The sequence below is a fragment of the Moritella marina ATCC 15381 genome, assembly GCF_008931805.1.
In the GTDB taxonomy this organism is placed as follows: domain Bacteria; phylum Pseudomonadota; class Gammaproteobacteria; order Enterobacterales; family Moritellaceae; genus Moritella; species Moritella marina.
In genome coordinates this window covers 3,660,788-3,683,473 of the sequence record NZ_CP044399.1, presented here as the reverse complement: position 1 = coordinate 3,683,473, position 22,686 = coordinate 3,660,788, and the positions used below count along the sequence as shown (strand labels likewise).

General features: G+C 41.4%; 21 protein-coding genes and 1 riboswitch. Of the genes, 10 read left to right on the top strand and 11 right to left on the bottom strand.

Features of this window, described 5'->3' with window-relative positions; all coding sequences use genetic code 11:
- Nucleotides 1–25 precede the first annotated feature (25 nt).
- A riboswitch (TPP riboswitch) is annotated at nt 26–127 on the top strand.
- A 150-nt stretch (nt 128–277) separates the two neighbouring features.
- The 6 genes from thiC (at nt 278) to thiH (ending at nt 6,796) form a co-directional block, all read left to right on the top strand.
- A complete protein-coding gene (thiC, locus tag FR932_RS16545; protein WP_019442527.1) occupies nt 278–2,284 on the top strand; it encodes a phosphomethylpyrimidine synthase ThiC in 2,007 nt (668 codons plus the stop codon).
- A gap of 7 nt (nt 2,285–2,291) precedes the next feature.
- Nucleotides 2,292–3,770, top strand: a complete 1,479-nt coding sequence (thiE, locus tag FR932_RS16540) for a thiamine phosphate synthase (protein WP_019442526.1) — start codon at nt 2,292–2,294, stop codon at nt 3,768–3,770.
- Nucleotides 3,771–3,782: 12 nt separating this feature from the next.
- Nucleotides 3,783–4,553, top strand: coding sequence for a HesA/MoeB/ThiF family protein (locus tag FR932_RS16535; RefSeq protein WP_019442525.1), 771 nt, complete (start codon nt 3,783–3,785; stop codon nt 4,551–4,553).
- 90 nt (nt 4,554–4,643) lie between these two features.
- Nucleotides 4,644–4,841, top strand: coding sequence for a sulfur carrier protein ThiS (gene thiS / locus FR932_RS16530; RefSeq protein WP_019442524.1), 198 nt, complete (start codon nt 4,644–4,646; stop codon nt 4,839–4,841).
- Nucleotides 4,842–5,651, top strand: coding sequence for a thiazole synthase (locus tag FR932_RS16525; protein ID WP_019442523.1), 810 nt, complete (start codon nt 4,842–4,844; stop codon nt 5,649–5,651). It begins immediately after the preceding gene.
- Nucleotides 5,652–5,674: 23 nt separating this feature from the next.
- Nucleotides 5,675–6,796: a 2-iminoacetate synthase ThiH gene (gene thiH / locus FR932_RS16520; protein WP_019442522.1), complete on the top strand. Its 1,122-nt coding sequence runs from the start codon at nt 5,675–5,677 to the stop codon at nt 6,794–6,796.
- A gap of 66 nt (nt 6,797–6,862) precedes the next feature.
- Here the strand turns inward: thiH and FR932_RS16515 are convergent, their stop codons facing one another.
- Nucleotides 6,863–7,573 (bottom strand): outer membrane beta-barrel protein, encoded by a 711-nt coding sequence (locus FR932_RS16515; RefSeq protein ID WP_019442521.1) that lies wholly within the window; start codon nt 7,571–7,573, stop codon nt 6,863–6,865.
- An 81-nt stretch (nt 7,574–7,654) separates the two neighbouring features.
- Nucleotides 7,655–8,575 (bottom strand): DMT family transporter, encoded by a 921-nt coding sequence (locus FR932_RS16510; RefSeq protein ID WP_019442520.1) that lies wholly within the window; start codon nt 8,573–8,575, stop codon nt 7,655–7,657.
- A 459-nt stretch (nt 8,576–9,034) separates the two neighbouring features.
- Here FR932_RS16510 and FR932_RS16505 point away from each other — a divergent pair, with 459 nt between their 5' ends.
- From FR932_RS16505 to FR932_RS16495, 3 genes are read left to right on the top strand one after another with little or no spacing between them, the layout of a single operon-like run.
- Nucleotides 9,035–10,042: a TRAP transporter substrate-binding protein gene (locus FR932_RS16505; protein ID WP_019442519.1), complete on the top strand. Its 1,008-nt coding sequence runs from the start codon at nt 9,035–9,037 to the stop codon at nt 10,040–10,042.
- A gap of 54 nt (nt 10,043–10,096) precedes the next feature.
- Nucleotides 10,097–10,720 (top strand): TRAP transporter small permease, encoded by a 624-nt coding sequence (locus tag FR932_RS16500; protein ID WP_019442518.1) that lies wholly within the window; start codon nt 10,097–10,099, stop codon nt 10,718–10,720.
- A gap of 3 nt (nt 10,721–10,723) precedes the next feature.
- Entirely contained in the window at nt 10,724–12,085 is a 1,362-nt protein-coding gene (locus tag FR932_RS16495; RefSeq protein ID WP_019442517.1) for a TRAP transporter large permease, read from the top strand.
- A 97-nt stretch (nt 12,086–12,182) separates the two neighbouring features.
- On the opposite strand, the gene FR932_RS16490 is transcribed toward FR932_RS16495, so the two are convergent.
- Nucleotides 12,183–13,535, bottom strand: a complete 1,353-nt coding sequence (locus tag FR932_RS16490; protein ID WP_019442516.1) for a sigma-54-dependent transcriptional regulator — start codon at nt 13,533–13,535, stop codon at nt 12,183–12,185.
- Between the two features lie 61 nt (nt 13,536–13,596).
- A complete protein-coding gene (locus tag FR932_RS16485) occupies nt 13,597–15,456 on the bottom strand; it encodes a sensor histidine kinase (RefSeq protein WP_019442515.1) in 1,860 nt (619 codons plus the stop codon).
- 203 nt (nt 15,457–15,659) lie between these two features.
- Here FR932_RS16485 and FR932_RS16480 point away from each other — a divergent pair, with 203 nt between their 5' ends.
- A complete protein-coding gene (locus FR932_RS16480) occupies nt 15,660–16,118 on the top strand; it encodes an Lrp/AsnC family transcriptional regulator (RefSeq protein WP_019442514.1) in 459 nt (152 codons plus the stop codon).
- 36 nt (nt 16,119–16,154) lie between these two features.
- On the opposite strand, the gene FR932_RS16475 is transcribed toward FR932_RS16480, so the two are convergent.
- The 7 genes from FR932_RS16475 to FR932_RS16445 form a co-directional block, all read right to left on the bottom strand.
- On the bottom strand, nt 16,155–16,805 hold the full coding sequence (locus FR932_RS16475) for an SCO family protein (RefSeq protein WP_019442513.1): 651 nt from the start codon (nt 16,803–16,805) through the stop codon (nt 16,155–16,157).
- Nucleotides 16,806–16,824: 19 nt separating this feature from the next.
- A complete protein-coding gene (locus tag FR932_RS16470; RefSeq protein WP_019442512.1) occupies nt 16,825–17,334 on the bottom strand; it encodes a copper chaperone PCu(A)C in 510 nt (169 codons plus the stop codon).
- Nucleotides 17,335–17,348: 14 nt separating this feature from the next.
- Nucleotides 17,349–17,804 carry a hypothetical protein gene (locus FR932_RS16465; protein ID WP_019442511.1) on the bottom strand — a complete coding sequence of 152 codons (456 nt, stop codon included), beginning with the start codon at nt 17,802–17,804 and terminating at the stop codon, nt 17,349–17,351.
- A 211-nt stretch (nt 17,805–18,015) separates the two neighbouring features.
- A complete protein-coding gene (locus FR932_RS16460; protein WP_019442510.1) occupies nt 18,016–18,552 on the bottom strand; it encodes a dihydrofolate reductase family protein in 537 nt (178 codons plus the stop codon).
- A gap of 36 nt (nt 18,553–18,588) precedes the next feature.
- A complete protein-coding gene (locus tag FR932_RS16455) occupies nt 18,589–19,470 on the bottom strand; it encodes a Dyp-type peroxidase (RefSeq protein WP_019442509.1) in 882 nt (293 codons plus the stop codon).
- Between the two features lie 57 nt (nt 19,471–19,527).
- Nucleotides 19,528–21,318: an aminopeptidase P family protein gene (locus FR932_RS16450; RefSeq protein ID WP_019442508.1), complete on the bottom strand. Its 1,791-nt coding sequence runs from the start codon at nt 21,316–21,318 to the stop codon at nt 19,528–19,530.
- 279 nt (nt 21,319–21,597) lie between these two features.
- The gene (locus FR932_RS16445; RefSeq protein WP_019442507.1) at nt 21,598–22,506 is read right to left on the bottom strand and encodes a DMT family transporter; all 909 of its coding nucleotides are present in this window, start codon (nt 22,504–22,506) and stop codon (nt 21,598–21,600) included.
- Nucleotides 22,507–22,686 lie beyond the last annotated feature (180 nt).

Genomic DNA, 22,686 nt, shown 5'->3' with positions numbered 1-22,686 from the left:
TTTACGCTATACCAGTCTATACTCGTGCTTCTTGTCGGAGTGCTTTAGGGCTGAGACCATTTAAATATGGGATCCGTGGAACCTGATCAGGCTAATACCTGCGTAAGGAAACAAGAGTGATTAATACTATAGCGTTAATAATATTGTCAGTTTGTACGGGGGATCTGTAACAACTAGCATCTTATTTACCTCAGTATTGGACTTAATCTAATACAGTCTTATCACCACTCTCCATACTCAACGACAAGCAATCATCTTATTTAAAGGAATGAATGCTATGTCTGCTAACAATACAAATCTAGATAAAATAAAAAAACCGACACGTCGTGAAAACCGTGAAAGTGCCCAAGAATTTATTAATAACCTCAGTTGTGAACCTTTCCCTAATTCAGAAAAAATCCACCTCACAGGCAGTCGTGATGACATGCAAGTGGCGATGCGTAAAATTAATCTTGATGAAACGCTAGTCGCAGGCAGTAAAGATGACCCTATATATGAATATAATGAATCAATCCCAATCTACGATACTTCGGGTGCCTATACAGATCCGGCGATTGAAATTAACGTGCACCAAGGTTTACCTAAATTAAGACAAGGCTGGATTGCAGAGCGTAACGATATTGAAGAGCTCGAAATAGTTACTTCACAATTCGCTCAGCAACGTCTTGCCGATGATGGTATCGACCATATCCGCTTTGAACATCTACCAAAACCACTCAAGGCTATTGACGGTAAAAATGTTACCCAGATGCATTATGCCCGCAATGGCATCATCACACCGGAAATGGAATATATCTCGATCCGTGAAAACATGGGACGTGAGTTGATCCGCAATGAGCTGTTATTAAAGCAACATGCAGGTAACGATTTTGGTGCTAGTATCCCGGATCTTATCACCCCTGAATTTGTGCGAGAAGAAGTGGCGCGTGGTCGTGCGATCATCCCTGCTAACATTAATCACCCTGAATCTGAGCCAATGATCATTGGTCGTAACTTTTTAGTTAAAGTGAATGCCAATATTGGTAATTCGTCAGTGACATCGTCGATTGAAGAAGAGGTAGAGAAGCTAGTGTGGGCTACACGCTGGGGTGCGGACACGGTGATGGACTTATCCACAGGCCGTAATATTCATGAAACCCGTGAGTGGATCCTGCGTAATTCACCTGTTCCTATTGGTACAGTGCCGATCTATCAAGCCTTAGAGAAGGTAAATGGGATCGCCGAGGATCTTACTTGGGAAGTGTTCCGTGATACATTGATCGAACAAGCTGAGCAGGGCGTTGATTACTTCACGATCCATGCTGGTGTATTATTGCGCTATGTGCCGATGACGGCAAAGCGTCTTACCGGGATCGTTTCCCGAGGAGGCTCGATTATGGCGAAATGGTGTTTGACACACCATCAAGAAAATTTTGCTTATGATCACTTCGAAGAAATTTGTGCGATTTGTAAAGCCTACGATGTATCACTGTCGTTAGGTGATGGTATGCGTCCGGGTTCTGCAGCTGATGCCAATGATGAAGCACAATTTGCTGAATTACAGACGCTCGGCGAACTGACTAAAGTGGCTTGGCAGCAAGATGTGCAAGTTATTATCGAAGGTCCTGGTCATATCCCAATGCACATGATTAAAGAAAATGTTGAAAAACAACTCGATATTTGTCATGAAGCGCCATTTTATACTTTAGGTCCACTGACGACTGATATCGCCCCTGGTTACGATCATTTCACCTCGGGGATTGGCGCGGCGCAAATCGGCTGGTACGGTTGTGCGATGTTGTGTTACGTAACACCAAAAGAACATTTAGGCCTACCGAATAAAGAAGATGTTAAGCAAGGCATGATCACTTATAAGATCTCTGCGCATGCGGCTGATTTAGCGAAAGGTTTCCCCGGGGCTCAAATTCGTGACAATGCAATGTCGAAAGCGCGTTTTGAATTCCGTTGGAATGATCAATTTAACCTTGCTTTAGACCCTGATACTGCCCGTGCTTACCACGATGAAAATATCCCCCAAGAATCCGGTAAAGTTGCCCATTTCTGTTCTATGTGTGGCCCTAAATTCTGCTCGATGAAGATCTCACAAGATGTACGTGATTATACGGCGCAACAAGAAAAAATCAGTATTCAATTACTTGATGAAGTCGTTGTGATTGATGCTGTCGCAGGGATGCTGCAAATGTCTGAAGAGTTTAAAAAACACGGTGCGGAATTATACTTGCCACCAACACATGACGCAGTGAATGGTCGTGTGACTGAATCTAAAACTGAGAACGTGGAATAATTATTTAATGACTGAAGCCATTATTTGGACTATCGCGAGTTTTGCTGCTCGCGATAATGAGACGAACCTCGCCGATCTTAATACGATTAATGCGTTGGGTGGGTGTGGTTACCATGTTTCTACGAAACGCTTATCTGATGCTGACTTTTCTGCAGAATTAGCGGTATTGATTGCTGCACCTGTAGCATCAACCATTAAAATAGGGGTGATCGAGACAATCACACATGTGGAAATATTAGCCGATTTTTTAAAGCGTTATAAGAAGCAATATCCTGAAATCAGTGTTATCTATGAGCCGTTATCGCTTTCATTAGCTGATATGGCGATGACCGAATCGACAGGCTCAATGCTAGTCGACGCGATTAAAATATGTTTATTACCCTGCGTAGACGTATTGATCTTACCGCAAGAGCAAGGCTCTGCTGACTCAATTAGGTTATTTACTGAAACGACACAAGCGATCAATACATTGCTGAGTTTCGGTGTAAAAGGTGTATGTGCGAAAGCAATGACTGTTAAGTATCATCACGATAATAAGCAGCAATCTATCGCTCTCGATGTTTATATTGATGCACAGCGTGAAATATTATTATCGTCACCGAGTGTGCTATCAAGGCCATCAGCAAGAGATGAAAACAGTGGTGTTTTTTCTTCGGCATTGGCAACGGTGATTGCTCAAGATTATCCTATTGATGACGCACTTGTGGTGGCGAGAGCCTACTTGAACCAAAGCGCTGAAACTTGGCCAAATAATCGCAATGATTTTCCACAGGTAGTATTACCCAATACAGTATTAGGCGATCAGCTTGGCTTAGTGCAGCAAATGCAATTAGCGTATGATTTTGCCCCTTGTGATACCAATCGCCTTGGGCTGTATCCGGTGGTGGATACGGTGGAATGGTTAGAGAAAGTATTACAGCAAGGGGTTAAGACCCTGCAATTGCGTATCAAGGATAAGACACCTGCGGAAGTTGTTGAAGATGTGCAAGCAGCAGTGGCTTTAGGTCGTCAATATCAAGCCCGTCTATTCATCAATGATTACTGGCAATTAGCGATTGAACACGGTGCTTACGGTGTTCATCTTGGCCAAGAAGATATGCTAATCGCTGATTTTGTCGCAATCAAACAGGCAGGCTTAAAACTAGGTCTGAGTACGCACGGTTATTATGAAATATTACGTGCTCATCAAATTAAGCCCAGCTATATCGCCCTTGGTCATATCTATCCGACGGTGACAAAAGATATGCCATCAAAACCACAGGGATTACAGCGTTTACAGCGTTATGCCGATTTAATGCAAGACTATCCGTTAGTCGCTATTGGCGGTATTAGCCTTGCTCGCGCACCGCAAGTTGCCGCTACGGGGGTTGGTAGTGTTGCCGTGGTAACAGCAATCACGCGTGCGACAGATTACCAGCAAGCCATTGCTGAGTTATTGGCTATTGTTGAACCGCAGTCCAGTTTAGCCTGTGTAAATGATGAATAGGGCAGTATTTATATGACAGGATTAAGTGATCAAGAATATATGCGTTATAGCGCGCACTTACTGCTTGAAGATGTAGGTGAAAAAGGGCAGTTAGCCCTGCGTCATAGCAAGGTTCTGATTGTTGGTGTTGGCGGTCTTGGTGCGCCAGTCGCCTTGTATTTAGCTGCAGCGGGTGTGGGGAGTTTAGTGTTAGTTGATGACGATCATGTTGAATTAACGAATCTACAACGACAAATTATTTTCACGCAGCAGCAATTAAAGCAAACCAAAGTGAGTGCGGCTAAGGCATCTTTAGCCCAGCTTAATCCACATATTAATGTGACTGCTCTCACTGCGAGGCTGACACATGATAGTGCTAATAATCAACTGGCTGAGATGCTAGCGGCTGTTGATTTAGTGATTGATTGTAGTGACAACATGCCGACTAGACAGGCGATAAATAAAATCTGTGTACTCCAGAAACTACCGTTAATTGTCGGTGCTGGTATTCGCATGGAAGGGCAGTTGATCTCGTTTAACGCACAAGATGTTGATTCAGCATGCTACCACTGCCTATATCCTTTTAATGATACAGCAGAAGTAAATAACTGCAGCACTTCAGGCGTGATTGGCCCGCTTGTGGGTATTGTTGGTTCACTACAGGCGTTAGAAGCGATAAAGCATTTAATTGGTATGCCAGTGTCTTCGCTCAATCGTTTGATGCGTTTTGATGGCAAGACATTGCAGTGGCAGAATTTATCGGTAGCGAAAGATCCTGACTGTACTGTGTGTGGTACTCACTGAATATAAAAAAACATAAATATAGCCGCAGATTAAGCAGTTAATTAAATCATGTCATATCGGACATTACGATGTGACAAATAGGAACTGAAAATGAAATTAATCATTAATGATGAAATTAAGAGCGTCGTTGTGACGACAATCTCGTCTTTGCTCATCGTACTCGAACAACCTGAAAAAGGCATCGCAGTCGCGGTCAACCAGGCCATTATTACGCGTCAAAAGTGGGGTGACTTTCAGCTGTCAGAAAATGATCAAGTTACTTTATTCCAAGCTATCGCAGGAGGCTAAATGTCATTATTACCTTTAAACTCAGCATTATCATTACCAAGCGATGAACTTGTCATTGCTGATAAAATATTCTCATCACGCTTATTCACTGGTACAGGTAAATTCAGCGATCAAAAAATAATGGCAGAAGCATTAATCGCATCGCAATCTAAGCTGGTGACAATGGCATTAAAGCGTATTGATTTAGCCAATCAAGATGATGATATTTTGAAACCGCTTATTGCTGCAGGCATGAATCTATTACCTAATACATCGGGCGCGCGTAATGCAAAAGAAGCGGTATATGCAGCGCACCTTGCGCGTGAGGCATTACAAACCAATTGGGTTAAATTAGAAATTCATCCTGACCCGAAATATTTGCTACCAGATCCGATTGAAACCTTAATCGCCACAGAGCAACTTGCTCGTGATGGATTTCATGTGTTGCCTTATATTCATGCCGACCCGGTATTGTGTAAACGTTTAGAGGAAGTGGGTACCGCAGCTGTGATGCCGTTAGGCGCCCCAATTGGTTCAAACAAAGGTATCCGCACTGCTGAATTTTTGGAAATTATTATCGAGCAATCGAGGGTGCCAGTTATTGTTGATGCCGGTATCGGCGCGCCATCACATGCGGCCCTAGCAATGGAAATTGGCGCGGATGCGGTGTTGGTTAATACGGCAATTGCAGTTGCGCAAGATCCGGTTGCAATGAGCAAAGCGTTTGCCTTAGCGGTACAAGCTGGTCGCCAAGCGTATTTAGCTGGCTTAGGTACTCAGGCGAGAACTGCTGTTGCATCGAGTCCGTTGACTGCATTTTTAGATCTATAATTACGTCAATTTAAGGGTGAGATATGAGCTTTTATGAGCAATTACAGCAATTAGATTGGGATGATATTCGCTTATCTATTTATGCTAAAACGGCGGCTGATGTTGAACGTGCGTTAGCTAAATCACGGCTTGATTTGAATGATTTTCAAGCCTTGATTTCACCTGCTGCAGAACCATTTTTAGAACAAATGGCGCAGCGCAGTGTTGAGCTAACACGACAACGTTTTGGTAATACGATTCAATTTTATGTGCCGCTGTATCTTTCTAATATGTGCTCTAATATTTGTACTTATTGTGGTTTTTCGATGCATAACAAGATCCGTCGAACCACACTGGACATGACACAGTTAAACAGTGAAGCGAAAGCGATTAAGAAGATGGGTTTTGATCACTTGTTATTAGTGGCTGGTGAATCAGAACGTAAGGTGGGTATGCCGTATTTTCGCCAAGTATTTAACGAATTGAAATCACAATTCTCGCATCTATCGTTGGAAGTACAACCGTTAGAGCAAGCCGATTATGCAGAGTTAAAACAACTCGGTCTTGATTCGGTACTGGTCTATCAAGAAACTTATAATCCCCGTACTTATGCTGAGCATCATATTAAGGGCAAGAAGTCTGATTTTAAATATCGGATAGATACGCCTGATCGTTTAGGTAAAGCGGGTATTCATAAAATGGGGCTGGGCGCATTAATTGGTTTGGATGAATGGCGCACTGATTGTTTTCACGTTGCCGCGCATTTAGATTATTTGCAGAAACGGTATTGGCAAACTAAGTATTCAATTTCTTTTCCACGTTTAAGACCGTGTGAAGGTGCGTTTCAGCCTAAATCGATTATGAATGATCGCCAGCTAGTGCAGCTTATTTGTGCCTATCGGTTATTTAATCCTGATGTGGAACTGTCGTTATCAACCCGAGAGTCTGAGCACTTTCGTGACAATGTTATTCCGTTGGGTATTACGACGATTAGCGCGGGGTCTAAAACCCAACCAGGTGGTTATTCTGATGATACAGATAAAGCGTTAGAACAGTTTGAAATTGATGATGACAGATCACCTGAAGAAATGGCTGATTTAGTCAAAACAATGGGACTAGAAGTTGTGTGGAAAGATTGGGATAGGGCGTTAACTGCATTGAAATAATCTGATATAGGCTGTGTTCATCCGTATGTGGACAGCCTATATAGAGTGCTTTAAACAATTGATGGCTTAGAAACTATATTTAACACCGACTTGAGTCGAGAGCTCATTCGTGTTGAGAGTACCGATATCACGGTAACTGACATTGGCTACCGCAGACCAGTTATCAGCAAACGCATAATCATTACCAAAATAAAATTCACTGATATCAACTTTAGCCCCGTTATCTTCTAACGATGCATAGTTATATGAGAATTTCATTTTATAATTTTCTGTTATTTGTATGTATGTACCCACTTCACCTGCGGCACCGCCAACTGTATCGCTATAGTCATCAATGGTACCTGGTGCCAATTGTGAAGACTGGCTATATATAGAACCCGATAATTTGTAATCAACATAACCTAGTGAGACATAAGGTGTAAATTTATTCATTGGAATGAAATAGCCTAATGAATAATATTGTCTTGTGGTAGAAAAGTAATCTTGTCCTGATTCAGAGCCTGAATTAGTTCCTGAAGTCCAACTTCTTGACCACGATTGACCATCATAAGAATTATAACTGATACTGTAACTTGCGAAAACATGATCATAAAAATTCCAAGAGGCATCAAAGAAAGCGCCGACTGAACTGTCTACGTTTTGCTCTTTAACAAGTGCCTCATCTGCTTTACCAAACTGTAAGCCTGTTGAAACATAAGTAAAATCATTGTTCGCGCTAGCGAGTGGCGCAATCATCATTGCAGAGCCTGTCATGATTGATAATATTACTTTTTTCATTTTAGCTTTCTCTCTATTTACATTGATATAAACTGGATTAATAAATGGTTATTCGATTTTATTAAGCGGATATCGTTATGCTTATTTTTCTACGTTTATCGCTGTTCTTGCGAAACGTTTAGTGATTAATTCAAGTGGTAATTTACACAGTAAAACGCCAGCTGTTAGCAAGACCATCATGAACAGTGATTCGTGACTAATCGTTCTGCCGTTAACCACACTGTCTAAGCCAAGAGCAATCACTGGGAATACCAAGAAACAGATAGATGCTTGGAACGGGCTTGCAACTTTATTCAACTGGAAGTAAGCCATGATGCCGCCAATACCTGCGATAGCACCAAGGTAAATAACCGATAACCAAGACGTTAATGTGAATGTAGCGAAGTCAGGTTGTTCTACAAATGCACCGATAACAAGTAACAGTACTGAAGCAACAAGACAAGGTAGAGCGTTATACGTTAATACATGAATACCCTGACAACGAGTTTGCACACTGGTATAGATAGTTGCATGCATGAATACCGCTAACACCAAGGCACCAACACCGATAAGGCTACCGTTTGCGCTTACACCCATCTCATTACTGATAATTGTGATTAAGCTGAACAATGCAATAGCAAGACCTGCTATTTGGTGCATATGCACTTTTTGACGATGTACTAATACGGCGAATGCGAGTACGACAACAGGCATAGTGGCAAAAATAATAGAAGCCAAACCTGATGAAATATATTGCTCACCGAAAATCATTAAGGTGAAGGGGGCGGCAAAATAAAACACACTGATTAATGCAAATTCGATTTTTTTACCCTTAGGGAACATCAGTGGAATGTTAAGCCAGCGTGCCGCTAAAATTAATAATGGTGCAGCCAATGCAAAGCGTAAACCTGTTGCCGTGATTGGTGGAATAGAATGCACAGCAATTTCCATGGCCATCCAGGTTGTGCCCCAGATCAAACATACAGAGGCAAATAATAATGTGGCGACGAGTTTTTTATTCATAAGGCGATCTCTATATAAGTGCTGGGATATTTAATATGATAATTCTATGTCTTTTGCTGGGGTATATGGTTTCCTATTGCCGATTAAAAACGGCTTTGTTAAATAATATATTTCACATACTTTATATTTTATGGAAAATAGTGGTTTAATACCCCTTTATTTCTTGGTTTTTAGTTTTATTATAGACCTTTTTGGAGAATAAATAATTTACAGGGTTGTCCTGTTTATCCTCATTACAAACGTACCTGAATAATGGCGGAATTCAGCCCAATATGCTTTTTAAATGGGTGGTTAGCCACCCATTTATGCCGATTACCTTTATTTAATATTTTATTAAGCTTTTGTTATTAATCGTTTTTATTTGAATCTTAAATTGTGGCTTAATGGTTGCTATATGGTTATCACACTGTTAATTGAAATCATGTTGATTAACAACGTTATAATTATATGGAGATTCTTATGTTTAAATACGCGACGGCAATATCGATGGTACTGGCGAGCATGACTACGTTTAGTGCGCAAGCATCATCTGGAGCCTGTGATCCCGGTGAGATCGTGATTAAATTTAGTCATGTGACGAATACCAGTAAACACCCCAAAGGTATTGCAGCATCATTACTGGAAGAACGAGTCAATAAAGAAATGAATGGTAAAGCTTGTATGCAAGTTTTTCCGAACTCAACACTTTATGATGATAATAAAGTGCTGGAAGCGTTATTAAATGGTGATGTGCACCTAGCTGCGCCTTCTTTATCTAAGTTCGAAAAAATTACCAAGAAATTCCGTATCTTTGATTTACCCTTCTTGTTTGATGATGTCGCCGCTGTGGATCGATTCCAAAATTCTGAATCGGGTGACAAATTAAAAAATTCAATGCGTCGTCGTGGTTTACAAGGTTTGGCATTTTGGCATAACGGCATGAAGCAAATGTCTGCTAACCGCCCGCTTATTTATCCTGAAGATGCACAAGGTTTGAAATTCCGTGTGCAAGCATCTGACGTACTCGTTGCACAGTTTGAGCAACTTGGTGCTAACCCACAAAAAATGTCGTTTAAAGAAGTTTACGGCGGTCTACAAACCAAGGTTATTGATGGTCAAGAAAATACTTGGTCGAATACTTACGGTAAAAAATTCTTCGAAGTACAAGACGGTGTCACTGAAACTAACCACGGTATTCTTGATTACCTCCTTGTTACATCAAATCGCTGGTGGGCTAAATTACCGAATGATGTAAAAGTCCAACTACGTCAAATCATTGTTGAAGTGACTGCGACACGTAACGCTGAATCATCACGTATCAATAACGAAAACAAAGCTAACATTATCGCTGCTGGTGGCATCGTGCGTACGTTAACACCTGATCAGCGCCAAGCTTGGGTGGATAAACTACAGCCTGTTTGGTCTAAATTTGAAAAAGATATTGGTAGTGACTTGATCCAGAAAGCATTAGCGTCGAATAAATCATAATACCAAGCGGCATAAGTTACTTATGCCGCGTTAAGCGAATTGAAGGGAACCAATATGAATAATGGATTATGGGCGCGCTTGGGGCGTATATCCGACAGTGTCGAAGAGTTAAATATTGCGATGTCATTAGGTGTAATGACCTTACTGACCTTTGCCAATGTGGTGTTTCGGTATTTGTTTAATGGCAATATTTTATGGGCGTTAGAACTAACCGTATTTTTGTTTGCTTGGTTAGTATTGGTGGGCGCGTCGTACGGGGTAAAAAAACATTCCCATATCGGTGTTGATATCTTAATTAACATGGCCTCGGTGAAATTACGTAAGGTTTATGCTGTTATTGCCGTTAGTGCGTGTTTACTTTTTTCAATTCTGTTGTTGATTGGCTCGTGGAATTATTGGTATCCGTTTATTACCGAACAAGCTTGGTATGAAACGGATGATATTCCAATGCCCGAGTTTTTACAGTTTTTGGCTGATTGGCTTAATGAGGGGGAGCGCTATGAAAAATTACCGCGTTTTATCCCTTATTTTTCTTTACCGCTAGGCACAGCACTACTGACATTCAGGTTTGCACAGTTGTTATTGCAAGTGCTTACTAACAAAATAGACCGTGTGATCGCAAGTCACGAAGCTGAAGAAGCGTTAGCGGTATTGGATCAAGAAGATAACAAGGATTAAGTTATGGTTTTAGGTATATTGTTATTGATGATCATCGGTTTTATGATGTTCGGTGTGCCGATTGCGGTAGCACTTGGTTTATCGAGTATTTTGTTTTTACTGGTTAGTTCAGATGCGAGTTTAGCCTCTGTTGCGCAAACATTATTTAACGCATTCGCTGGGCATTACACCTTATTGGCGATCCCATTTTTTATTTTGGCTTCGACCTTTATGTCTACTGGAGGTGTTGCTCAGCGTATCATACGTTTCGCTGTTGCTATCGTGGGTTGGTTCCCTGGCGGTTTAGCAATTGCGTCTGTGGTGGCGTGTATGATGTTCGCTGCACTGTCTGGTTCATCACCTGCAACGGTTGTCGCTATTGGTAGTTTAGTGATTGCTGGTATGGTTAAGAATGGTTACAGCAAAGAGTTCGCTGCTGGGGTTATTTGTAATGCGGGTACCTTGGGTATCTTAATTCCGCCTTCGATTGTCATGGTCGTCTATGCGGCAGCAACGGATGTCTCTGTTGGTCGTATGTTCTTGGCTGGTGTTGTGCCTGGCACATTAGCGGGACTGATGCTGATCATTGCTATTTTAATTACCGCGAAAGTAAAAAAATTGCCTGCTCAACCGTTTGTTGGCTGGAGTGAAGTGTTCCGTTCTGCTAGAGATGCGTCATGGGGATTGATGTTAATTGTCATTATTCTTGGTGGTATTTATGGCGGTATCTTTACGCCGACGGAAGCGGCGGCTGTCGCGGCTGTATATGCGTTTGTGATTGCTAACTTTGTGTATAAAGATATGGGGCCTTTTGCAGATAAAAAAAGTACTCAATCTGTCATTGTTAAATCGTTTCATGTGTTATGCCATCCGGATACCAAGAAAAGCTTATTTGACGCCGGTAAAATGACCATCATGTTGCTGTTCATTGTTGCCAATGCCTTAATTTTAAAGCATGTGTTAACGGAAGAGCGCATTCCGCAGATGATCACTGAAGCCATGTTAAGTGCAGGCTTGGGGCCTATTGCATTCTTGATTGTGGTTAATGTACTGCTGTTGATTGGTGGCCAGTTTATGGAACCATCAGGGTTGTTGATTATTGTCGCACCGTTAGTATTTCCGATTGCGTTAGAATTGGGGATCGATCCTATCCACCTTGGTATCATCATGGTGGTGAACATGGAGATTGGTATGATCACGCCGCCAGTTGGCTTGAATCTATTCGTTACCTCAGGCGTTGCGCATATGTCGATGCTACAAGTGGTGAAAGCGGTGATGCCGTGGGTTGCGTTGATGCTAGTGTTCTTGATGATAGTGACGTATGTGCCTTGGGTGTCAACTTGGTTGCCAACCTTGATGATGGGACCTGAATTGATTATTCATTAGCGAGTAAGGTCTAAAATAGTATCAAAAAAGTAATGTAAAATAAAAATGGTCAGCATACGCTGACCATTTTTAGTTGTTAAATTGATTTCAATAAACGTTATTTCAGCGGCAGATCTTTAAAGGCCTGTTTGTCTATTTGATGTTTTTGCATTTTGTCATACAAGGTTTTACGCGCCAGATTGAGCTGATGCATAGTGTCTTTAATGCTGCCATTACAACTTGTTAGCGCTTGTTCAATAAGGATCTTTTCGAACGCTTCCACTTGCTCTGATAAATTTTGTGTCAGGCTTGCTTGTGCGTCATTGGCTGAGCTAAGGCCGGTCAGTTTCCCCAGTAATATATAACGTTCAGCTGCGTTTCTTAATTCACGGACATTGCCTGGCCAGTCATGGGCAAGCAATGTCTGTACATCCTGAAGAGGTAAGGCTGGCACTGCTTTACAATACCGTGCGGCAGAGACTAATAAGAAGTGGTGGAACAGGCTTTGAATATCATCGAAGCGTTGGCGCAGGGGCGGTAAGTTGAGGGTGACGATATTGAGACGATAATAAAGATCTTGGCGAAATTTCCCTTCGAGAGCAGCTTGGGTTAAATCGATTTTAGTGGCGGCAATAATACGAATATCTAATGGTATTTCTTTATTAGAGCCGACACGCTCGAGTGTTCTTTCTTGCAAAATACGCAGCAGTTTAATCTGCGCTTGCATGGGCATTGATTCGATTTCATCAAGGAATAAAGTCCCCCCTTGAGCGAATTCAAATTTACCAATACGTCGTTCCGATGCACCTGAAAATGCCCCTTTTTCATGACCAAATAACTCACTTTCAATTAAGTTTTCCGGCACTGCGCCGCAGTTGATGGCGACAAAGTTATGTGTCCGACGGCTACTTTGTTCATGTAAGGAACGCGCAACGAGTTCTTTGCCTGTCCCTGTTTCACCGAACAATAAAATATCAGCAGGGGTATCTGCAATATGACTGATCATCTCTCGTAATTCAACAATGGCTTTGGTCGTGCCAATGATCCGTGGCCCGAGTGTTTCTTTGGCCTGTAGCGCTTTTTTTAAGGTTTTGTTTTCTTCGGTTAACAAGCGCTTTTCGATAGCACGCTTGACTGACTCGGTGAGTCTGACTGAGGCAAATGGTTTTTCAATAAAATCATAAGCGCCATCGCGCATCGCTTGTACCGCGAGAGAAATATCACCATGACCAGTGATTAAAATAACAGGTAGGCTAGGGTCTTGTTGCATTAGTTTTAGTAGTAATTGATGACCAGATAAACCGGGTAAGCGGATATCTGTGATCACCACGAGCGGCATTTCGACGGCGAGCTGAGTCAATGCGGATTCGGCATCGGCAAAACACGTTACGCTGATCCCAGCAAGCTCTAAAGTTTGCTGATTAGCGAACCGTAAATCTTCTTCGTCATCAATAAAAAAAACCTGACTCATTCATTTATCCTATGATTTTAGTATGCTCTCGTATTACAGTAAGCATTGCTTCGATATTATTTTAAACTGGCGCTTGCGGGTATATTGTCGCCTGTGTTGTCGTTACTGGAATGGCTGTTGCAGGGATAGTTGTAGCAGAAGTGGTCGCTGTAGGTACCATAGTCAACGGTAAGCTAAGGCTGAACCTTGCGCCAGCATTAGGCCTATTTTCCGCGATAATATTACCCTGCATATTACGCATTATTTTGTGCGAAATAGATAAACCTAGCCCTAAACCTGTTTCTTTAGTTGTGAAGAATGGGTCAAACAGTTGAGACAAATTATCTTTGCTGATCCCAGGGCCAGAGTCATCAACTTGAACTATTACCTGCTGTTGAACGCGACATAAAGACACATGAATATGTTTGTTACTAGATTCTTCGACAGCTTGCATCGCATTGGATAGTAAGTTCACCAGCACTTGTTCTAGTTGCACTTGGTCGACATTAACCAGCACTTCAATATTGGCATCATCCAGGGTGATCGCCACTTGATTACTTTTTAATTGCGGTTTGACTAGCTCGATAGCCATATGAATCACATTGAGTAATGGCACTGGGTGTAATTCACCACTGGATTTACGAGCAAAAAACTTTAGCTGCGAGCTTATTTTTGCCATGCGTTCGGTTAAATGAATAATACGTTGCAAGTTATCATCGGTAGATTGATATTGTTCACGTTGTAAGAATACCAAGGCGTTATCTGCATAACTGCGTATTGCTGCTAGTGGATTATTTAACTCATGACTAATACTGGCCGATAGCTGACCCAATACCGCGAGTTTTGCGGTTTGAATTAATTCTTTTTGTGTATCACGTAGGGTTTGTTCCATTTTTTGGCGTTCAATGATTTCATTATTCAGATCAGCGGTGCGTCGTTTTACTTCTTGTTTAAGTTTGTATTTGGTTTTAATACGAAGCTGTTCTTTGTCTTTTGCTCGTTGATGTTTATGCATCGATAGCTTTAAGCGTAAATTGAGTAACCAAAAAACCAGAGACAGCAATACTAGGCCAATGGCGATATCGATAAAAATAGTGGTTAGGGGGGTAAATACACGTACTGTCCAGCCTGCTGTTGGCATATGTTTACTCATCGACAGGTAATTAGTCGCAAATGGTTTACTTGTCGTTAGCTGTAATAAGGCCGGATTATCTTCGAGCTGACCAGTAAAGTTTAGCGCGGCAATTGTCTTATTACCATAGCGGCGGCTACGGTCTATTCTTTGTAACTTTTCTGCACTCAGAGGTGTTAAGCTATGAAGTAACCATGACTGAGTATTGGAAATAAAAATAACATTGTCATCATCTGTCACCATGAAGTGAGCTTGTTTACCTGTCCACTCTTTTTCTATTTTCGATAGATCCATTTTCACCACGACAACGCCAATAATGTTACCGGCGTTGATCACCGGGGAAGAAAAGTAATAACCTCTTTGTCCTGATGTGGTGCCTAATGCAAAGTAGCGGCCTTGTTGTCCGCTAACGGCTTGTTGAAAGTAAGGGCGAAATGCAAAGTTTTTACCAATGAAGGTTTGCTTGTCACGCCAGTTATTCGCGGCGATGGTGGTGCCATTTATATCGATAAGGTAAGTGTCTGACGCACCGATAGTATTGTTAACGTGTTTTAAATAACGATTGGTTTTTTGTTGCAGTTGGCTGTTGTCGGGATCTTGCAAACTCGCGACGACCTGTTTTTGATCGAATAGTAATTTAGGAATAGCATCAAAGCGTTGTAATTGGCTTTGTAGATGAGTCGCAAAAATATCTAATTGTTGATTACTTTGGCTGACTAACTTGGCGTAACCCGATCGCCAAACCCAGCTTGATACAATAATCAAACTGATAAGGTAAAAGCCAATTAAAAATTTTCGTGTCGTTAACATTATTACACCTCCGGGCACACAATAACGTAACATGGATAATTTACCATCTAATGGCTTTTAGAGTGAGAGCTAGGTAGTAATAACTGTATTCACAACTCTATTAATCACAATATTCACAACAATACTTTAAACTATTTCCCAAGCACTATTGTTGAGATTAGAATGTTGGCAATTGGATTCTTAAACAAAGGAATTACTGTACTATGTTAGATTCGAAAGATAAATTGATTTTAGATTTGTTACAGCGTGATGCATCTCTGTCAATTGCTGATCTTGCCGACAAAGTTAGCTTAACAGTATCACCTTGCTGGAAGCGGTTAAAACGTTTAGAGGACAGTGGTTATATTTTACGTCGTGTGGCGTTATTGAATGAGCAAAAGCTCGGTCTCGCATTGACGGCTTTTGTTAATATCAAAACTCAAAATCACAGTGATGTTTGGTTTAAGAAATTTGTTGTTAGCGTGAATGACTTTGCTGAAGTGATCGAGTTTTACCGTATGGCGGGTGAGTACGATTACATGATGAAGGTGTTGGTAAAGGACATGGCAGCGTTTGATGTTTTTTATAAACGGCTAGTGAATTGCGTCGATGGCTTAACCGATGTGACTTCTTCCTTTGCGATGGAAGGGTTAAAGAATACGACGCAACTGCCAATTTCTTAAATTAGCTCTTAACTTATCGCTTTAAGCCGCCTTAATTTATAGTCGCAACAGATCTTCAGCTATTTTTTTAGCGCTGTGGGGCGGTGCAAATGCCGCCACATATTGGCCTTGTGGGTTGACTAGGTAGAGCCGAGAAGAGTGGTTAATTAAATAGCTTTCACGCTGTTCTTCCGGTATTGGTGCGGTATAAGGCACTGAGACATATTTCCCGTTATTGGCTAAAAATGTTTTTTGATAAATAACCCCAAAGCTCGCGACTAACTTGTCTATCTCACTACTTTCGCCAGTTACACCGATAAAATCATCGTTATAAAAATGGGCGTAGGTTGTCAGCATCTCATTGCTATCACGTTGTGGATCAACTGAAATAAACACCACTTGTGGCATGACTTCACCCGCATCAGCCATCATTCCCGCTACATTGTTAAGATTGTATAGTTCTGTCGGGCAAACATCAGGGCAGCTGGCATAGCCAAAAAATACTAATGACCATTTATCTTTTAACTGTGCATTGGTAAATTTTTGTTTATCACCGAGCGCGAACGTTGGCAAGGTGACTTGTTGCGGCTGTGCATATGCGGTGATGAATGTCGGTAGACTTGGCTGCTGAATATTATTGGCAACAATAGCGCCGAGTGCACTAAGGCCGATAACACCCGCAGCGATAATAGCCTTAGATTTTTTCATTTTAGATCCCTTATCGAAACTAGTTATGTTTCATATTCGAGTGGTCCATATTACCGTGTTCCATGCTGCTGTGGTCCATTTTCGCTTTACTGTTATCACGTTTCACCGGCATTTTAGCACTGATTTTTTCACCGCTTAATAGTGTAAATGAAACATTAACAAGCTCGCCTGGCGCAGCAATCTTACTTGGTTCTAGTAGCATGACATGGTAACTGCCCGGCTTAAATTGAAAAATAGTATTCGCGGGAATAGTGACTTGTTGCTGCTTTTGCATTGTCATCATGCCATCTTTTTTACCTGATAAATGCAGTTCACTACGACCAAAGCCTTGTGCTTCAACGTCCGTGATAACAATCGGCTGATTGGTGTGATTCATTACGGTGAAAAAAGCTGCTTGTACTTTTGCTGATGGTGGTGCTGCTCGAACCCAAGAATCCATGATCATCATATTGGTTTTTTCTGCTGCAAATGTAGGTGCGGTAGAAAAAATAGCGCTAGCGATAAGGGTCGTTATTATTGATTTTTGCATTTGTTCATCCTGAATTAATGAGTCGTAGTCGTAAACTGAAAAGGTACTAAATAAGGTTGTCCGGCAACCGTGATAGTGAGATCTGCTTGCCAAAGCATCTCACCCAATATGCATATCGCGAGTGCTGTTTCGGCTTGATATGTATTTTCATCGACAGTATCGAGTGTGGTCGGAAAACCGGGCATTGTCATGTTTACCCCATTAATTGTTACGCTGGCATGCTCAATCTTAGTACCGTTTAAGTTAACGGATAATGGTGTCATCGGTTTGGCATTAAATGGCGTGATCGAAAGGGTAATTGTTTGTTCTGGTGTGAGTTGCACTTGGCATGCTTGTTCATTTACTCGGCAGTCTTGTTGCAGTGGTAATTGCACACTATTGAGATCGCTTTGTGGCTGATAGATAAAATTGAAATAACCGACTGCGGCGGCAGAGATAATACTCACACCAACTGTTAACCATTTAGACATGGGTAAAGACTCTTATACTGGCATTGGATCATGAAAAGAATATTCGCTCTATAATAAAACGATTAATAACATAATATTACTTTAATTTTAACAGCAGATAAACGGGCAATGTAAGAAAACCATCGTTAGCGCTTATTTCGTGGGGTATTGGTGATGGCTTAAATTAGTTGATGCCGTTTATATCACATTATCGGCATCAGCCTGCATGAAGCTAGTGAGAATTGTTTTTGATTATTTTGTAGTGCGTTTGCACCAAGCCTGACGGGTAACATTGTGATGATAAAACGGTGACATCAAGGGCAGGTTGTGGTGCGTTAAACAAGCGAATACCATTACCGAGTAAAATGGGAATGGTCGATATAATTAATTCATCAATAAGATCCAAGCGTAATAAGGAATCCGCTAAATTTGCACCACCGAGTAACCAAATATTACCTTCGTTTGTGGCTTTTAATTGCTTTATTGTATTGGCTGGGTCGGTAATAAAAGTAACGTTATCGTTAGGGATAATATCGGGCGAATGTGAAGCGACGAAGCATTGTTTCGTGGCATAAGGCCAATCTCCGAAGTCCTTGATAATTTTGAATGAAGTATTGCCCATGATGACGGCACTCACGCTTTCTAAGAACGTTTGATAACCGTAATCTTCATCTTTTACATCGACATGTGAGAGCCATGATATGTCATGGTCTGCTTTGGCTATATAACCGTCTAAACTTGTCGCTATATATAAAATAACGTTCGACATAATCATCGCTCCCAGTTGAATGTAAATTAACTCATTTTAATTCATTAATGTATCTAACTCTGTTTGAGAAGGGGCAAACCAGTATGATCCAGTTACCGCATCTGAATAATCAATTAATCTATCGGTGACGCCGTCTGGTATTCCGTACATACGTTGTAATTGAGTGGTAAAGCGTAATTGATCACATGCGAATGCTAAAAAGTATAGTCCGTGTTCGGATGCGTTACCATATGGCGAGCTGCGGCGATAGATTTTCATGCCCGATACATCGGTGCGGCTGACATGTGAATTAGCTGGCATGGCATCGCCTGATAATTCTACGTCGTCTTCTTTTGTTCTGCCCACAACAGCTTCTTGTTCTGTTACTGGCATCGCATTGAAGCTGCTTAGGTCATGTACCCATTTTTGCGATAACACAAAGCTGCCACCCGCGCCAGATTGTCCTGCTGGGATCAAGGATGCTAATTGACGCGCGTCTTCTTTTGGATTCGCGGTGCCATCGACAAAACCAATTAAGTCACGATTTTTGTGGTATTGAAAACCTGAGATATCAAGTTGCGTGTCGGCGATTTTAGTCAGCGCTTTTTGAATATGAAATGCTTGTTCTAATGTATGGCTAGCATTGTCACTGTGGATCCAAAACATCACATCACCTTGAGAGGCTAAGGCTTTTTTACCGTGTGAGCTTGCGATCTCGGTAAAATCGTTAAATAACGGCAATTCCAGATCAGGCAGTAATGTATTTGTGGTGCTACGGCCAAACGCAATCACGATATGGATATCGTCAGTCTGTTTCGTTAATGCCGCTTGCAGTGCTTGCTGAATATCCGCTAAGTAAACATCTTCTTTAAAAGTGTATTCTAAATGATGGTAGCTTTGGCTTTGTTCGTTAAAAATAGCGATTTGTGGTTGGGTCATGCCAACTCCTTTAAAGACAGAACCAACCTAATCACTCAGGTTGGTTTATAAAAATAATTAAATAGCGTGTGTAGCTTGAGATAACCATTGTAAATCAGAACCGCTTAGCAATGGTGATAATGCGTCATGTACTTGGACGTGATACGCATTGATCCAGTTTACTTCATCTTGTGAGAGTAGTTGTTGATCTATGAGGTGCAAATCAAAAGGAACCAAGGTTAATGTTTCAAATTCATAAAACGTTTTACCGTCATGACCATTGCCTTTCTCGACAACATAAATCAAGTTCTCACAACGAATACCGTATTCATCTTGTTTGTAATAACCCGGTTCATTCGATACCACCATGCCTGGTAGCAACGCGACACCGTTTGAGTTTTTACCAATGCGATGCGGACCTTCATGCACGTTAAGGAAACAACCTACACCATGGCCAGTACCGTGGTCGTAGTCATAACCTTGTTGCCATAAGAATTGACGCGCGAGTGAATCTAATTGGCCGCCGTTCGTGCCTGCAGGGAACTTCATGTTGGCTAGGGCAATATGGCCTTTTAATACTAAGGTGAACATTTTTTTATGCTCTGCACTTGGTGTACCAATCGCCACAGTACGGGTAATATCCGTTGTACCATCAAGGTACTGCGCACCTGAATCAAACAGGTAAATACTATCCATTGGCAGTTGTGCTGGTACACCATTATTATGGTTGTAATGGCACATTGCAGCGTTACCGCCAGTGGCAGAAATAGTATCAAAACTTAATTCGACATACAGTTCGTTCGATGCGCGGAAAGTGGTTAATTTATCAGAAAGAAAGCCTTCATCATGCAAATTACCCGCAGCGACTTCTTGTTGTAACCAGTTAAGGAATCGAACTTCTGACGCGCCGTCACGGATATGTGATGCGCGCATACCTGACAATTCGACTGTATTCTTACAGGCTCTTGGTAACGCTACAGGGTCATCACCAGCAATTAAGGTCGCGCCCGCACGTTGTGCTGTTAACTGGCTAAACGCATTTGATGCTTCTGGATCGGCTAATACAGTGAGTTGCTGTTCACCCAATGCTTGATAAGTTGCCGTAGCTTGTGCTTCTTCGATAATTTCAACGCCTGCACCGACATGTTCGTGGAAACCAACTGGAATTTTTGCAGGGTTAGTAAAGAACGACATTGAACCGTCTTTACGTAATATGGCACTGCCAAGAATGACGCAGAAACAATGGATGTCATTACCGCGAATATTTAATAACCAAGCAATTGAGTCTAATGCACTAATCAGTACAGCGTCCGCACCTTGTTCGGCGATATCGGCACCAATTTGTTGACGTTTTTCGAGGCTTGATTGCCCAGTGTATTTTTCATCAAGTAATAAACCGAGGTTCTCAGTCGGAGTCGGTCTATCTGCCCAACTTAAATCAACTGGGTTTTGGTCAACAGCAACTAAGTTAATCTGTTTTGCTGCTAAGGTTTTTTCACTGGCATTGTGCCAATTCAAGTTATGTACTTTAGCGTCATAACCAACATTGGCATTTGCAGGTAATTGTGCACTTAACCAAGCCACGTGTGGTTCTTCATTAAGGTGATAAAACTCAAAGCAATCGCCGTTGACTTGTTGTTTTACTTGAATGGTATAACGACCATCGGTAAATATAGCGGCGCGATCTTTTAAAATAATCACGGTACCAGCAGAACCAGTAAAGTTACTGCACCACAATAGACGTTCATTATGTGCTGGCACGTATTCGCCAAGGTACTCATCTGCACGAGGAACGATAAAGGCGTCTAAATTTGCTACATCCATATGTGCGCGTATTGCTGCTAATTTCTGTTCTATTGCTTGAGGCATCTTGTTATCCGATTGTCATGTTACCTGACGCTATATATAGCGTTTTATAGGCTCATGTTCTGGTTATAGAAAGAGAGTACTGAAACATTAACCTGTTAGGGTTTAGATATGCAAGAGGAGGTAATGGGGATTGTGATATTTTCAGTAATTATATAGTGGTTAAGTCACGGTTTTCGGTTTTATTTATCTTGCTGGTGGCTGATTTTAGTTTAGCTTGGTTATCAGCCACCCATTTTGAAAGTAAAGAGTAGAAAGTCAGGAGTAAAGTGTATCGTATCGTTATTCTTTCGCTATCGCGACACGACGTTTGTTACGCCAGTTGATTTGTTGAATCACTAAGCCAACTATAATGGTCACTAAACCGATAAAGGTTGAAGGGTGGATCTCTTCACCGACAATCGCGCTAAGTAAGAACAGTGAAATAAACGGCGAGATGAAAATTAAATTACTGACCTGTGCAGTATTCGTCGCTAACTTAATAGCCATTAACCATAATACAAATGAAATGCCCATCTCAAATAGACCGATATAAATTGCGCCTAAAATACCTTCCACAGAGTTGAAATTGAAATCAGAGAGTAACGCGGTCGCGATAAGGGTAAAGGGCAGGCTTAATAAAAACCCCAGTAATAAACTCACAATCGGATCATTATTATTCTTGGCATTAATGATCCAATAACTAGCCCAAATGAGTGTACTTAATAATGCAAAGGCAACCCCGAGTGGACTCTCAAAGTTAAGTCCTAATAAATCGCCTTTGGTCGCGATCACTAACGCGCCGGTATAACTGAATAGTATTGCTACCCAATCTTTTTTACGGATTTTTTGGCCAAGGAAAGGCACTGATAGTAATGTCAGGGTAATTGCCCAAGTGTAGTTGAGCGCCTGTGCTTGTGATGCGGGTAACAAGTCATAGGCTTTAAATAACACCAAGTAATACAGGAACGGGTTAATCACTCCGAGCGTTAAATAAAATAGGGGCTGCTTAACGAAATATTGTTTCAGCAGGTGTATTTTTTTCTGTTGCAGCGCGATCCCGGTAAGCAACACGATACTCGTCAATGAGGCAATCAATACCATTTGAATCGGTTCAAAATGACTAAGTGTAATTTTAAATGCAGAGGCCACTGTGGACCAGAGTAATACTGTTATCAAACCGAACAGCATGGCTTTCTTTTGATTTTTCATGAGTACCAATTTTGAGAGGGAGGTAAATGCGTGCTAGCAGTGTAATCGGCAAATTTATTCAGATCTAGTGTTTCATGCGGGATAACTGATATTGAAATAATTAATGGGTGGCTTAACACGACAATATCCGTGTAAGCCACTTCGTTATTTAATGCCTCGATTTAAAATAGGGATTAACAA